The organism is Aminipila sp. (assembly GCF_032051575.1).
Lineage (GTDB): Bacteria > Bacillota > Clostridia > Peptostreptococcales > Anaerovoracaceae > Aminipila.
The window spans coordinates 29,825-45,023 of record NZ_DAMBYD010000004.1 but is presented as its reverse complement, the minus strand read 5'-3'; the positions used below and the strand labels follow the sequence as shown (position 1 = coordinate 45,023).

General features: G+C 34.8%; 15 protein-coding genes, 1 tRNA gene and 1 other annotated feature. Of the genes, 1 reads left to right on the top strand and 15 read right to left on the bottom strand.

Going from position 1 to position 15,199, the window contains the following annotated elements:
- Positions 1 to 25: 25 nt before the first annotated feature.
- The 13 genes from rplT to RTW14_RS06095 all read right to left on the bottom strand — a co-directional run bounded on the left by rplT (position 26) and on the right by RTW14_RS06095 (position 13,131).
- The gene (gene rplT, locus RTW14_RS06155) at positions 26 to 382 is read right to left on the bottom strand and encodes a 50S ribosomal protein L20 (protein ID WP_312648830.1); all 357 of its coding nucleotides are present in this window, start codon (positions 380 to 382) and stop codon (positions 26 to 28) included.
- A gap of 18 nt (positions 383 to 400) precedes the next feature.
- Complete coding sequence (rpmI, locus tag RTW14_RS06150) at positions 401 to 601, bottom strand: 50S ribosomal protein L35 (protein WP_312648829.1); 201 nt, start codon at positions 599 to 601, stop codon at positions 401 to 403.
- A gap of 45 nt (positions 602 to 646) precedes the next feature.
- Positions 647 to 1,144, bottom strand: a complete 498-nt coding sequence (infC, locus tag RTW14_RS06145) for a translation initiation factor IF-3 (protein WP_442871564.1) — start codon at positions 1,142 to 1,144, stop codon at positions 647 to 649.
- Positions 1,145 to 1,310: 166 nt separating this feature from the next.
- Positions 1,311 to 1,436, bottom strand: a sequence feature (ribosomal protein L20 leader region).
- A 53-nt stretch (positions 1,437 to 1,489) separates the two neighbouring features.
- Positions 1,490 to 2,158 (bottom strand): transcriptional repressor LexA, encoded by a 669-nt coding sequence (gene lexA, locus RTW14_RS06140; RefSeq protein ID WP_312648828.1) that lies wholly within the window; start codon positions 2,156 to 2,158, stop codon positions 1,490 to 1,492.
- Positions 2,159 to 2,346: 188 nt separating this feature from the next.
- Positions 2,347 to 3,672 (bottom strand): aminotransferase class III-fold pyridoxal phosphate-dependent enzyme, encoded by a 1,326-nt coding sequence (locus tag RTW14_RS06135; RefSeq protein WP_312648827.1) that lies wholly within the window; start codon positions 3,670 to 3,672, stop codon positions 2,347 to 2,349.
- Between the two features lies 1 nt (position 3,673).
- Complete coding sequence (locus tag RTW14_RS06130; RefSeq protein ID WP_312648826.1) at positions 3,674 to 5,113, bottom strand: aldehyde dehydrogenase family protein; 1,440 nt, start codon at positions 5,111 to 5,113, stop codon at positions 3,674 to 3,676.
- A gap of 272 nt (positions 5,114 to 5,385) precedes the next feature.
- Positions 5,386 to 6,765: a sigma-54 interaction domain-containing protein gene (locus RTW14_RS06125; protein WP_312648825.1), complete on the bottom strand. Its 1,380-nt coding sequence runs from the start codon at positions 6,763 to 6,765 to the stop codon at positions 5,386 to 5,388.
- 12 nt (positions 6,766 to 6,777) lie between these two features.
- Entirely contained in the window at positions 6,778 to 7,971 is a 1,194-nt protein-coding gene (locus tag RTW14_RS06120) for a vWA domain-containing protein (RefSeq protein WP_312648824.1), read from the bottom strand.
- Between the two features lie 4 nt (positions 7,972 to 7,975).
- Positions 7,976 to 8,821 carry an AAA family ATPase gene (locus tag RTW14_RS06115; RefSeq protein WP_312648823.1) on the bottom strand — a complete coding sequence of 282 codons (846 nt, stop codon included), beginning with the start codon at positions 8,819 to 8,821 and terminating at the stop codon, positions 7,976 to 7,978.
- 38 nt (positions 8,822 to 8,859) lie between these two features.
- Positions 8,860 to 9,462: a lysine exporter LysO family protein gene (locus tag RTW14_RS06110; RefSeq protein ID WP_312648822.1), complete on the bottom strand. Its 603-nt coding sequence runs from the start codon at positions 9,460 to 9,462 to the stop codon at positions 8,860 to 8,862.
- The gene (locus tag RTW14_RS06105) at positions 9,455 to 9,757 is read right to left on the bottom strand and encodes a LysO family transporter (protein ID WP_312648821.1); all 303 of its coding nucleotides are present in this window, start codon (positions 9,755 to 9,757) and stop codon (positions 9,455 to 9,457) included. Before RTW14_RS06105 ends, RTW14_RS06110 begins: the two co-directional genes overlap by 8 nt.
- Before the next feature lie 27 nt (positions 9,758 to 9,784).
- On the bottom strand, positions 9,785 to 11,008 hold the full coding sequence (locus RTW14_RS06100) for an N-acetylmuramoyl-L-alanine amidase (RefSeq protein ID WP_312648820.1): 1,224 nt from the start codon (positions 11,006 to 11,008) through the stop codon (positions 9,785 to 9,787).
- A gap of 161 nt (positions 11,009 to 11,169) precedes the next feature.
- Complete coding sequence (locus RTW14_RS06095) at positions 11,170 to 13,131, bottom strand: methyl-accepting chemotaxis protein (protein ID WP_312648819.1); 1,962 nt, start codon at positions 13,129 to 13,131, stop codon at positions 11,170 to 11,172.
- A gap of 192 nt (positions 13,132 to 13,323) precedes the next feature.
- On the opposite strand from RTW14_RS06095, the gene RTW14_RS06090 reads away from it, so the two are divergent.
- Positions 13,324 to 13,399: transfer RNA gene (locus RTW14_RS06090), tRNA-Arg, on the top strand.
- A 177-nt stretch (positions 13,400 to 13,576) separates the two neighbouring features.
- On the opposite strand, the gene RTW14_RS06085 is transcribed toward RTW14_RS06090, so the two are convergent.
- Both RTW14_RS06085 and RTW14_RS06080 read right to left on the bottom strand, forming a co-directional pair.
- Positions 13,577 to 14,257, bottom strand: coding sequence for a hypothetical protein (locus tag RTW14_RS06085; RefSeq protein WP_312648818.1), 681 nt, complete (start codon positions 14,255 to 14,257; stop codon positions 13,577 to 13,579).
- Between the two features lie 344 nt (positions 14,258 to 14,601).
- Positions 14,602 to 15,135, bottom strand: coding sequence for a GNAT family N-acetyltransferase (locus RTW14_RS06080; protein ID WP_312648817.1), 534 nt, complete (start codon positions 15,133 to 15,135; stop codon positions 14,602 to 14,604).
- Between the last annotated feature and the right edge of the window lie 64 nt (positions 15,136 to 15,199).

The following is a 15,199-nucleotide window of genomic DNA, read 5'->3' as shown; positions in this document are numbered from 1 at the left end:
TTCAAATGTCGAATAATAAATTTAATTATTTTACTGCCTTCTTTGCAGTATCACATAGCTGTGCAAATGCAGCTGAATCGTAGATAGCCATTTCAGAAAGCATCTTTCTGTTGATTTCAATACCTGACTTCTTTAAACCATCCATTAATCTGCTGTAAGAAAGATCATTCATTCTTGCACCAGCATTAATTCTAGCGATCCAAAGTCTTCTGTATTCTCTTTTCTTATTCTTTCTACCAACGTAAGCAGAACGTAATGCACGCATAACTGCTGGATTAGCAGCTCTGAATACCTTGCTCTTCTGTCCGTAGAAACCCTTTGCTAATTTTAATATTTTCTTATGTCTTTTATGAGCGTTAACGCCCTTTTTTACTCTTGCCATTATTCAAACCTCCTAATATTATTTATCTAATACAGCTTTAATTCTCTTGTGATCTGCGCTACGAAGAAGAGTTGACTTTCTTAGTCCTCTCTTTCTCTTTGCACACTTCTTAGTAAGAATATGGCTCTTAAATGCCTTGTTTCTCTTTACTTTTCCTGTACCTGTTAATTTAAATCTCTTGCTTGCGCCTCTATGAGACTTCATCTTATTTTTAGCCATGGTAATATTTCCTCCTACGTAAAAATTATTCCTGTTATCTACTATCTACTTATCCATTTTAGGTGCAACAATCATAATCAAACTTCTACCTTCAAATTCAGGCTTCTTTTCAATTGTACCTACAGGGGCTACTAATTCTGCGAACTGGTTCATAACAGCGAGACCCTTACTTGCATAATCTTTTTCTCTGCCTTTGAATCTTAAGCTAACCTTTAGTCTATCTCCATCCTTTAAGAACTTTGTAGCAGTATTAGCTTTAACTTGAATATCATGCGCCTCAATAAACGTACTTAAACGAATTTCCTTCACTGAAGTGATTTTTTGTTTTTTCTTTGCTTCTTTTTCTCTTTTTTGAAGTTCATAACGATACTTACCGTAATCAAGAATCTTGCAAACTGGCGGCTTAGCATTTGGTGAAATACTAACTAAGTCAAGCTTTTTTTCATTAGCTAATGCTAATGCATCTTCTAGACTCATAATTCCAAGCTGCGCTCCATCATTGTCAATAACTCTTAATTCCTTGTCACGAATTTCTTCGTTGATTAGATTTTCCTTGCTAATGTTCTTGCACCTCCTGCAAATAAGAAAAGTGTAAATGATGAAATCATAGATTTCTATTTACACACGCTGATTGTTTGTATTTTGAATTTCAATCAACATGCAATGTGCTTTTCTTGATACTATGAAAACATCAAATTGATATTTCCTTCATAATAAAATAGAGCGGATATTATACCCGCTCCACAAAACACATAAGTGTTACATTTGTTTTATTAACCCTATCAGCTTAACTGTAACCAATAAGGTGAGAAGCGGATAACTTCTTCTTTATCACTCAAATACTATACCATTTATACTTAATCTTGTCAAGTAACGAATTGAAATATATTAAAAATATCGAAATACGCCTTTAACCTTGCCCAGTATTTTTACTTCCTTAACAATAATAGGACTCATACTAGAATTTTCTGGCTGTAATCTAATATGATCTGCTTCCTTGTAAAAAGTTTTTACAGTAGCCTCACTTTCAAATCCATCTATCATGGCTACTACAATTTCCCCATTTTTAGCCGTATTTTGTTGCTCTACCAAGATATAATCACCATCAAATATACCAGCTTCTATCATACTGTCACCTTTTACCGTAAGCATAAAATTGGTTCCTCTGCCTGCAAATCTTGCTGGAATAGGAAAAGATTCCTCTATGTTCTGGTCTGCTAATATAGGTGTGCCTGCCGCTATTCTTCCCACTACTGGAATATCTATTACATCTATCCTTTCTGTATTATTATAAGAATTTGTTCTTAATTCCTGATTTCCAAGCTCCACTCTTGCATGAGAGTCCGGATCCACAATCATTAATGCACGAGGCTTTGATGGATCCTTTTTTAAAAAACCTTTCAATTCTAAGTTTTCAATATCCTTATGAACTGTAGACGTAGATTTTATATTTAAGGCGGAACAAATTTCTCTTACTGTAGGAGGATATCCCTTTTGACTAATTTCTCTTTTCATATACTGAAGTATTCGCTGTTCTCTTTCTTTTAGTTGTTCCATATTCCCGCCTCCATTAAATTATTAAATTAAAGCTTATAAGTAAAATACGATAATAAACTTTACACTAATATTAATAAAGTATAACACACCTACAGCTTTTTGTAAACATGTGTTCAGAAATTATGTTCTAAAAAAGCGACCTTGCCCATAGATCGCTTTTTTGTATACTGCTTTTTACTACTATTATTCTATTTAACCATATTGTCTACTGAATCAAGAACTTTATCCAGTATATTCATGGCAGTTCTTAACTCTGTCTCAGTAATGATTAGAGGAGGTGCAACTATTATCATATTTTCATGAGAATAAGTTGAGAACCCTTCTACCCTAAGCATGCCGATAATTTTATTCATAAGACCTTCTGGGTCAGAATTAAATTGAACGATTGGCTCTTTTGTTTCTTTATCTTTAACCAGTTCAAATGCAGAGAATAAACCGATCTGTCTAAACTCGCCAACACAAGCATGCTTTGATTGTATGTCACTTAATGTTTCATGTAGTATCTTTCCCTGTGCTGCAACATTTGCTTCAATGTTCAATCTCTTATATTCTTTTAATGTAGCCACTGCAGCCGCACATCCCATTGGATGAGCACTATAAGTTAAACCGCAAAGCATTTTATTGTTATCAAAATACTCAGCAACTTTCTTAGAAACAATAACCCCTCCAAGCGGTATATATCCGCAAGTAATACCTTTTGCAAAAGTTACGAGATCTGGCTCAATATTAAACTGCTGCCATGCAAAGCAAGAACCAGTTCTATACCAGCCTGCCATTACCTCATCACAAACCATCAGAATATTGTATCTGTCGCAAAGCTTCCTAATTCCTTCTAAATAGCCTTTTGGCGGAACTAAAACCCCATTAGAACCAACCACCGTTTCAGTAAAGATAGCTGCAATCTGATGCGGTCCTTCATACTTGATTTGATTTTCCAACAGTTCCAGGTAAAATTCTGTTATCTCCTCTTCATTTTCAAACTTACAAGCCTTAGGTGCTCTATAAGCATATGGTCCATCATATTTAATAAATCCTGGCACACCTGGTTCATTTACAAATTTTCTAGGCTCACCTGTCAGCATTCCTGCACCTGCAGATGATCCATGATAACATCTGTACATAGAAAATATTTTCCACTTGCCGGTGTACTGCTTAGCAAATTTTATAGCATTTTCATTGGATTCAGCCCCTGCATTTGTGAAAAATACTTTAGCACCCTCTAAACCTGAAGCCTCAACTACGGCTTTTGCTGCCTCTGATCTAACATCTAAAGCATACCCCGGTCCAATAAAAGGTATTTTTTCAGCCTGTTCCTTTATAGCTGCAACTATGGCTTTATTTCCATGGCCTAAATTCGAATTAACCAACTGTGATGACATATCATAGTATTGCTTTCCATCCTCATCCCAAAAATAAATCCCTTCAGCTTTTGTAACCACCATAGGATTTATTGCTTTCTGTGCACTCCATGAGTGAAGATTATATTTAAGACTCATCTCTTTAATTTCTGACATTTTATATTTCCTCCTTTTGCTTATCTACCTTTTGCTTTATTTCTTCGTCAAACAATTCCTCATCCGTCGGCTGGAAAGAAGGTATAGGTCTTGAAACATAAGTGAAGTTTAATAAATCTTTATATGTAGCATTATGTGAAATACTGTTATGTCCCCATGTACCGCAGCCTAAGGTCATAGAAATTGGGAATCCACAAGTCCATGAGCCAGAATTTGTTAACGACTGAGGTGAGTTGACGCAAACCTTACATACAGGAACGAATTCGCCAAGTTTTGTTACCCTTTCTTTTATATTTGTATGAATGCCGCAGCTATGTCCTTTTCCCTGATATTCTAAAATTTTCATCATTTTTTCCACTGCATCTTCAAAGTCTTTAGCCTTTCTTATGCCTGAAACAGGGGATAACTTCTCTCCCGTAAATGGAAATTCATTACCATACCCACCATTTTCTTCAGCCATAATCATCTTAGTTCCTTCTGGCACCTCAATTCCTGCCGCCTCTGCAATAACTTCTGCAGGCTGTGCGACTATATGTCTGTTAAGATCATGATTTTGGGGAGATTCAGGCCATAGAGTTTTTAAAAGTTTGCTTTTTTCCTCTGAATCTTCCTTTATAAGAACTGCACCATGTCTTTTCATTGCCTCTACAAATGTATCGTAACATTCTTCTAAAACAATAAGGTTATTTTCTGTTGAACATGATGTTGCATTGTCAAAAGCTTTTGATCTAATAATCATATCTGCCACATTATCTAAATCTGTAGTACCATCAACAATGGAAACTACATTTCCTGTTCCTACACCAATTGCAGGATTGCCAGAAGAGTAAGCCTGCCTTACCATTGGAGTTCCACCAGTTGCTAAAATAAAATCAACCTGTTTCATAAGCGCTTGTGAAGCCTCCACTGATACATATTCAGGATCTATCGCCTGTACTAAGTCAACGGGAGCACCTAATTTATCAAGGACTTCTCTAATAGCTTCAGTTACAGCAAAATTTGTTTTTTTTGCTTTTGGATGTGGTGCAAGTATGATTGCATTTCTTGTTTTTAATGCCATAAGTGCCTTCACTACTGGAGTTGCTTCTCCGTTAGTAACCGGAATAATAGCACCAATTACTCCCATAGGTCTCGCATAAGTTTCCATGCCCATTTTTTCATCAACGTCAATCAGACCAACTGATTTCTTATTTTTCATTTGAAAATATGCACCCTTCACTTTTCCGTACATTTTCAGTTGCTTATCACCAGGAACCCCCATATTGGATTCTTCCACAAGCATCTCACCAAACTTTAATGCAGTCTCTGGCTTAGTAAGTGCATACGCTACCGCCCCTGTCAGTTCATCTACCTGCGTCTGCGTAAATTTTTCTGCGACAGCCTGAGCAGCCTTCGCTTTTCCAACCAGGTTTGCAACATATTCCGCATAGTTTATAGCCATTCAAATACCCCCTTTTAATTTAATAACCCTAATCCCAATAGTAATTAAGTTACTATACCTTAATGTATAGCAAGAGTTATGCCAACCTTTAAATTGAGCTTTATTTTATGGAAACACTTACTCCTAAAGCAAATTATTTTTCTGCATAAGTTAAAAGGCAATATAATGATACAAGAATGCATCGCTATATTGCCTTTTTTATTTTATTTATAAATTATTTATACCCTGACAGCCTATAATATGACTGATTCATTTTTGCATCTGTGATACATTTATGAATCATGAGAGTGTACACCATATTTGTTTAACTTTCTAACCACTGATGGCTGGCTTATTCCAAGCTCTTTCGCTACAATCCTGGTGGACTTCATATTGTGGTATGCATTTAATAAAACTTCTCTCTCTTTCTTTTCAAGTGCTTCTTTTAATGTTACTGGTTCTTGTTTAGATCTCTGATTTTTTAATGTATTTTCATGTATGAAAGAAGGCAGGTTTTCAGGCATAATAATATCCCCTTTGGTTGTGATAACCAGCCTTTCAATTATATTTTGAAGTTCTCTTACATTGCCCGGCCACTCATATTTAATCAATATAGCCATGGTATTCGCATCTATTTCCTTATTTGTATTTAATTTTTTATTATACTCCCTAAGGTTATGCTGAATCAGAGGAATGATATCTTCATACCTTTCTTTAAGTGGCGGAATATTAATGGGAACCACATTTAACCTATAATATAAATCTTCCCTAAACTTTTTTTCTTTAACTAGTTCCAGTAAATCTTTGTTTGTGGCTGAAATTATTCTTACATCAATGGAAATACTTTTTATTCCACCCACTTTAGTAATTTCTCGTTCCTGTATAACTTGTAATAGCTTAACCTGGAGATTCAATGGAAGTTCTGAAATCTCATCAAGAAAAATAGTACCATTTTGAGCCGTCTCAAATAGTCCTTTTTTTCCATCAGCTCTTGAACCTGTGAATGCACCCCTCTCATAACCAAATAATTCGGATTCTATCAAATTTTCAGGTATAGCGCCACAATTTATTTTCACAAAAGCTTTATCCCTTCTAGATCCATTTTTATGCAGAAGATTAGCAATAACTCCTTTACCCACACCAGATTCACCGGTTATAAGAACTGTAGAATCTACATCCGATAAACGTTTAGTTAATTGCAAAACGTTAAACATGGCATGGCTGTTAGCGATAACGCCCTCACTATAAAATTTTTCAAAAGCTCTAAGGTCATCTAACGTATTTTTTACGGATTCTAATTGGTTTTTAAGATTAACCAGTTCAGTTATATCTCTGGACGTAGTAATGATTCGTGTGAAGTTATTATCTTTATCAAATATAGGAATTCCAGTAGACAGTATTCTCTTGCCTGATTTGTTTTCATGTATTATGGTTACTTCCTGCTTTTGCTCCATCACCAGGCAAGCCACTGACGGGGTAAAAATTCCAATCCGTTCCAGTTCTTTCACATGTTTCCCCAAAATATCTTTTGGCAAGACTTCATATAGCTCAAAACATGCTTTGTTGCACCAAAGAGATATTCCCTCACTACTATCAATGAAAACCGCATCACTTATACTATCCAATATAGGAAATAGCTCATCCACTTTAAAGGTTTTTAAAAACTCTTCCATAAGATAACCCCTCTATCTCACTAAAAGTCTTTTGATTCCTGCGTCAAGTCCATCTATTGTAAGTTCAAACATAGGAAAGACTTCCTTTACCATTTCTATAGTATAACTTCCGTACACATAATCCCAATCTTCTTTAGGTATTGGATTCAGCCATATTTGTTTTTTATAGCGCCGTTTAAATTTCTTTAGCCAGTCCATCCCTGGTTCCTCATTATATAATCCAATCACAGAATTCCCACCAGCTCTAAGCAATTCTGAAGGAGCCATGGTTCCATCTCCAACAAAAATAACTTTGTACTCACTATCCAGATTGGACAATACCCAGTCAGTATTTACCCACTCACCTTTTCTGCAATAAGGCGTTGTATATAAATGTTCATATATACAGTTATGAAAATAGTACACTTTTAAGTCTTTAAAATGGCTTGATTTACTGACTGCCTGAAAAAGCCGGTTACATAATCTCCCATAAGGCATCATTGAGCCGTCTGAATCAAATAGCAATAATAATTTTATTGTATTCTTTCTTGGCTTATCAAATACCAACTTTAAATTACCTGCATTGTTGCAGGTTTCCTTAATAGTACCTTCCACATCTAGTTCTGTTTTCGCTTCTTCAACTCTGGCAGAAAATTGTCTTAGCTTTCTAAATGCCATTTGAAACTGTCTGATATCTAAAATATTATCCTGCCTAAAATCCTTAAAATTACGTTCTCCCGCGATTTGAACGGCTGATTTGTGTCTGCTTACTCCTCCAGTTCTGATACCCTGATTGTTATATCCTCCATGTCCCATTCTTGAAGTGCCGCCAGTACCAATCCAATAGTTCCCACCATTATGTTGTTCTTTTTGTTCTTCAATCCTTTCGTAGAATCTTTTTAATAGGTCATCCAGCTCCATCAAAGCTTCCTCTGGCATAGGCTTATCGGTTATGTCACGCTCTTTTGTGTCCTGATTAAGCCATTTCCAAAACTCTTTTGGTAAATCCTGCAGACTTTCAATTCCTCTAAAATACTCTGCGAAAACTGCATCAAACTTATCGTAGTCAGCTTCACTTTTTATAAGAATACTTCTACATAAATGGTAAAATCCCAGCAAACTGCATTCTGCCAACCCTAAATTTAAAGCCTCTATCAAAGACAGCCATTCATTTAAGGATATTGCAAGCCCTCTGGCCCTTAATAAATAGAAAAAATCTAAAAACATTTAATTACCACCTTTTTAGTGAATATCCTTTTTGCTTAATTTCATACATTGTATCAATATCCTGATTCTTTTTTAAAAGTACACCAACATAAGGTATTTCATTTGTAATACTGTCAACAGAAATACCACTTTCCATAAGTGCCTGCAGCCAATCCAAAAGTTCAGACGTGCTAGGTTTTTTCTGAATTTCCTTCATCTGCCTTATATTGTAGAAGGCCTCCATGGCAGCATCAACTAATTTTTTATCTATATCCCCGTAATGCACTTTTACAATCTCCTCCATTTTGTCTTTTGTTGGAAACTCTATATAATGAAAAATGCATCTTCTTAAAAACGCATCAGGAAGTTCCTTTTCTGCATTAGAAGTAATAATAACAATTGGCCTATTTTTTGTTTTGATTGTTTCTTTTGTTTCATTAATATAAAATTCCATCTTATCAAGTTCCCATAAAAGGTCATTTGGAAATTCTAAATCAGCTTTATCAATTTCATCAATTAGCAAAACAACCTGCTCCTCTGAATTAAACGCTTCTCCCATTTTCCCTAATTTAATATATTGCTTTATATTTGAAACATCCCCTTCGGCAAACTGGCTATCATAAAGCCTCTGAACTGTATCATATACATAAAGCCCTTCTTGGGCCTTAGTTGTAGATTTGATACCCCAAATCAGAAGTTTCATATTCATAGCCTTGGCAATGGATTCTGCCAGCATGGTTTTGCCAGTTCCCGGTTCACCTTTAATCAATAAAGGTTTTTTAAGCGCAATTGAAACATTTACTGCATTCATAAGTTCTTTTGATACTACATAATCATCGCTGCCTGTGAATTTACTCATTTGACTTCTCATCCTTTTCTCCTTTAGCTATCTGACCCTGTCATAGAATACTATAATCCCATTGATATAAAAAATCCAACCAAAATTGGAACCGCCGTACTCAATACAACACCGATTACAAAAGCATATACGGTTGTATCACTATTTGTAGCTTTTTCTAATACTGGAAGACATACATCCATAGCAGCAGCTCCAGGAACACTACAAGATTCAATATATCCAATGTGCTTTGCTACTATGGGGATTATTATTATTCCTATCATTTCTCTCATCACGTTATGTAAAAAAGATATGGCACTTAACTCTGCAGAGCTTTCTGCCAGCATTACAGGAGCAAGGGTATACCATCCAAAACCAGAGGCAACAGCCATCGTTTCTTTTGCATTCATGGGCAAAAATAAAGAACTTATAGCTGCAAATATAAGACATCCTATGATAGAAGCTATGGGAAATGCTAAAATTCTTATTCCCACTTTTTTAAAATTTTGCACTACTGTCCCTTCTCTTCCTAAATCTAGTCCAACAAAGAACAATAATACACAAAGACCAACAATTAAAAGATTACCTGAAATCTCTGTGATAAAAAAATCTGGTATAAAAAAGTATCCTGAAAGCATTCCCAGGGTTACGAAAGCGATAATAAGTTTAGTCATCTATTTTCACACCCTTTCTATCAATTCGGAATAATTTCCTTACAATAAAACAGGCTGAAATACTACCTGCAAATGCAAAAAAAGTAATAACCGCAGCTTTAATTCCGATAGTTTGTAGAGAACTGATTACCCTTTCATCGGAGCCGATTCTGGCTCCCATAGTAAAGATTAGCACGATTAAACATCCAGTAGTAACCTTATTAGTCCAGCTGTAATCCTTTTCTTTATCTGTATATTTCGCTCCAACCAAATAACCTATTAAAGCCATTCCTAAATATAATATTAATAGTCCCAAAACACACACTCACTTTCTAACTTTTAGTTATTGAAAAGACTCGTTTAATGACTTAATTATTCCCTTTGCTACACCAAGAGCATAATTGTCTGCATAGTCAGCTTTCCTCATCATTTCTAAATCACTTTCATTGGAAAGAAAAGCTCCTTCCACGATTATTGCAGGCATAGAGGTCTTGTTCAGTACTGCCATTTCAGGGCTGCTTTTTATTCCTCTATTGTATGTCCCTAACGACTTTACCATTTCACTTTCCACATTTTTCGCTATATCTTTACTTTGTATCCCATAAAGGTCCATCTCACTTTTGCCCTCAGCATTTAGTTTGCTATTGTACAATACTTCCGTGCCATGAGGAACTGCAGAATCATTTGAATTATTGTGAATGGAAACAAATATAGTTGCCCCTATGTTATTGGCCTTTTGCGCCCTTTCTAACAAGGTATAGTATACATCGGATTCTCTTATCATATAAGTGCTTACCCCTGCACTCTTTAAATACTCATTTAGTTTAAGTCCAATAGGCAAGTTGACATCTTTCTCACAAAGTTGATCTGACTTATCTTTGTGCCCTATAGATCCGCTGTCATGTCCTCCATGCCCCATGTCAATAGCAACAATTTTCCCCTTTGCTGCTTCTTTAAGTTGTTCAAATTGCCAAGTTATATCTGAATTGTTATCTACATAATTGTTTTGATTACTATTTTGATTATTGTTTCCTGTATTTGAATCCACAACAGGAATCTCAATCTTTTTAGGTGATGTAATAAGTACTATCCTGGATGCATCCCATCCCACTCCACAACCTAACGCTTCGGCTGTAAACCTTACGGGAATCATGGTACTTCCATAATAGTCACCATCAGGATCCATAATAAGTGCAGGCACCTCGAGTTCCTTCGTTATACCATTTACTAATGCCTTATTAGAGCCAATAGTAAGAACTACTTCTGTATTGTCATATGTAACATGTACAGTTTGAGTATCATTTTCCCAGGTAACTTTTCCTCCCATCGCTTCAAATAAAGCTCTTGCAGGGATTAAAGTTCTTTCTTTTACAATAACTGGAGGAACATCTTTCTGTGAAAATGCTATTTTATTTCCATCCAATTTTAAACTTACGGGATACTCTTGACAAAATTTTAACCCTTCATTTATATCTGATTGCCCAATATTTGTCCCCGCATAGACTAGTCCTGAAGCCATTGCAATAAGCATTATTATCATTGTCACTGTAACCATTATTTTTTTCATTTTTTCCCCTTTTTCTTGTTTAACTCTTATTTACAGCCAATAACCGACCAAATTTAATTATACTATTTTAAATGTATTTTGAGAACACTAAAACAAAAAGTGGTAAAATAAATATTTACCACTTTTTAGAAATTCTGTTTTATTTTATTAGTATATATAATTTATATTTTCTTTAACTTAAATTTGTCAACTTCTACTTGAAGCAGATTAGCTTGCCCAGATAATTCTTCACTTGCTGCCGCGCTTTCTTCTGCCGTTGCTGAATTGGATTGTACTACAGCGGAAATTTGATCTAATCCCATCGTTACCTGCGTAATGGAATCCGCCTGCTCTGCTGATGCTTTGGCAATTTCCGTTATTGCTGTAACAACTTGCTCTGTATTTTCTACTACCGCCTTTAAAGCCTCAGCAGTCTCTACAGCAATACTAGTTCCCTCTTCTACTGCTCTCACGGTATCTTCAATTAAGGATGTAGTATCTTTAGCCGCCTCTGCAGATTTTCCTGCAAGATTTCTAACTTCATCCGCTACAACAGCAAATCCCTTACCTGCTGCACCAGCTCTAGCTGCTTCTACTGCAGCATTTAGTGCAAGTATATTTGTCTGGAATGCAATGTCTTCAATGGCCTTAATAATTTTACTAATTTCCGTAGATTTTCCTGAGATATCTTCCATAGCTATCATCATTCTATTCATCTGCGCATTGCTTCGTTCTAGTTCTTCTCCAACTCTGGTTGATTGGCCATTTGCACTATTTGCGTTATTTGCATTATCCCTTATTTGATTTGAAATCAAGTTAATAGATGCAGTTAACTCTTCTATAGAACTTGCCTGCTCAACTGAACCTTGTGCCAAGGATTGGGAACCAGAAGATACCTGCTCTGCACCTAAATTTACCTGTTCTGCAGATACTTTTATATTTCCAAGAGTCTGGCTTAATTCAGAAATAATAGCTAACATAGCCTTTTGTAGGTTCTTATATACACCCACATATTCTACACCTGCGCGTACATCAAAGTTCCCTTGGGACATTTCTCCAAGTGCCCTAGTAATATCCGCAATAATTTTCTCAGTAGAAGAAATCATATTCCTCATACTGTCTGCCATTTTTCCGACTTCATCCTTTGATTCATAATTTATGTTTACATCAAAGTTGCCTTGCGAAACCTCGTAAACAGCAGTTTCAATTTCCTTTATTGGTTTTACCAAGTTAGTGGCAAATCTTATCATGATAATCCCTGCGAAAATCAATGCTACTATAGAAATTCCCAGGCAAACAGCCACAGCTTGGTATATTGATTTCATAAATTCACTTTTCTCAACAGATACTCCAAGTACCCAGCCGTCAGTACCCTCGACAGGAGTTAAAAACAAGAGTTTTTTAACTCCTCCGAACTCCATATCGCCAAAACAGTTTTCACCGTTTAATCCCCGTTGTTCAAGACTCGCCAATTTTTTTAATGCTTTATCCTTCTTAGCACCTTCAATGGTATTGTCTTGTGCTTTTACTGATTTATAATCAGTATCAGCTATGGTAGTTCCATGATTATTTATCATGTAACACTGTCCAGTCTTTCCAATCTTTATTTTGTTTGTAATATCTGATAGATAAGAACCATCTAAAGTTACAACAACGGTTCCTACTATTTCAGTATCATATAAACCGTCTTTCCATAAAGGCGCTGCAATATGCATTGTTAACTTTCCCTCTGAATCTATATCAGGATTGTCAACAAAGGTTTCTCCATTTATTGCTTTTTTGAAATATTCCGTATCTGCAAAATTAGTGTTTTCTAATGATGCTCCGTTTAAATCAGTGATAGTCAAATTGACAAAATTAAATGCTTTCATCTTACTGTCTAATATTTGACGTTTACTTTCAACACTACTGTCTGGATTTGACAGTCTATTAATGGTACCTAATTCTTGAATAACATTTTGTATAGAAAGCAATCTGTTTTCTACAGCAATAGAAGAAGTTATAGCTGTTTCCCCCATAATTTCTTTAATTGTATTTAATGTTCCATTGAGACTTAATGCTGTAAAAACCATAGATACTATTGATAACGATACTAATAACAATATTAGAGTTATTGCTAAAACCTTTTTTTTGATGCTATTCATTCTAATATTACTTCCTTTCTTTAACCCCAACTATTTACTATATTATTTTTGTACCCTTATGTATAATGTTATCACATTTGTCTAATTATGGCAATGAATGGAATAATATGCAACATGTATACATTAATTAAATTAAAATCAGTTTGATTTTAACTTGATTATAGTGTATAATATCTTTTGTCAATAAAATATGGGGTACTAGCTCAATGGATAGAGTCGCAGACTTCGAATCTGTCGGTTGGGGGTTCGAGTCCCTCGTGCCTCACCAAAGACCACTGCAAACGCAGTGGTCTTTTATTTACCTTGAAATTTCAGCGTTTATAAGAGCGCTTGATATTTTCTATATTTTTTACCATTTTGCTTTTTTGGTAATATTTTTTACCTCTTTCAATCAAGCCGTTTCAGATTAATTTTTTACAGCCTTAAATATTTATTTTTTTTATATTTACTTTTCATTAATCTTTTCTTGCATTTCGTCTATCTTCTGTTGCATTTCATTCATTTTTTCTAGAATTTCTTTATTTTGTTGTTCGATTTGCTTTGTTCCAAAGTTATTTATCAAAAATTTAAAAACTAATATTATAACTATTACATAAAACAGAATTAAATTAAAAGTTGCTGCAAATCCCATTAAATTTGAATTACCATACAAAATAACAGCAAAATAGAAAAATATCCATATACCTCCTAATAAAATTATTAGCTTACTTTTTCTTATATTTTTCATCTTATCCCCTTTGAATGCTTTAATATTGCGTTTTGCATATATATAACCAATATATGTAACAATAATAACTGGTACATATGTGAGAAAAGCCCTTTTCGGTGTTAACCCTTCTGTAATTGATACTTCTCCCCATTCTAACCAAACTCTTAGAGCAAGACCTGCAAAATTAGAAAATATTATACCTAAAAGAATTATTACATTTTTTCTTACTATCACAGCACCTAATATAACGCCAACCATAAAGTAACAACAAATTATTCCTGCAGTAAATATTGATAATTCGTATTTCAATGGAAATATCCATATTGCTTCAAATATCATAAATAATATAATAACCACTTTTAGTGTACAGATTCTTTTCTGTGACATGGATTGAATCTGTAAAAATATTTCTTTCATGGTACCGCTCTTCCTTTATAAATTATTTAATATTTTTACACATTAATTTATACATTACCCTTTTAATTATTCTATATGGTTTTTATTTAGAGTATGTTATAATCAAGACATAAAAAGTGCTACCGATAGACGGTTAGCCTAATATCGAATTATTAAAAAATAACCGTACTTTGGCGAGGGCGGTTATTTTTGTTTACGTTCCAAATCTATAATTAGCACAATTAAGGTTGTAACTGCAACAATGCAAGTAATCATGATTTTACTGAACGGATAACAATATAGGTGCCATGAATTGAATTCTTGGCACCCTATTTAAGTACGATATCAGCTCGACAAACTGCGATTTATAGAAGATCTTGTCCCATATTTTTTTCAAATCTAAAGAAATAATCACCTTCATCTGCTGGCATTCCTCCTACAGTCTCTGGCACATTTGGATCTCGATGAAGTGGGTTATAAAACTCAACAATGTGAAAGCCACATTTATTGACATAGAAATGAATGTTCCTCTTTTCAAAATACGGCGTACATGTTTCCCATACTTTTGTTTCAGGGTATAAATTTTCTATTGCTTTCCAAAGTGCCTGCCCAACGCCAGTTCCTTGACAACCAACTTTAACAAAAAGAAAATCCAAATGATTATGATATGTTTCGTTATCAACAGTTATGACGGTTCCACCGGAAACCTCACCGTTAACAATTGCCTGATACGCTTCAGCACCATTGCCATTGAGTGAATCATCTATGTCCTTTTCCGGTAAAATCAATTCTTCGGATGACCCACATTCCATTTCGTATCCATATTGAAATGCCTCTTGCATGTCTCGTTTAAACATAGCAATGTTTTCTGTTTTAAGTGGAGCCAGTGTAAGTTTCATTATTCATCACCTCATAAATTTGGGTAAGTGGATATATAACTTTTAAGGTCTATTTTCGTTTACG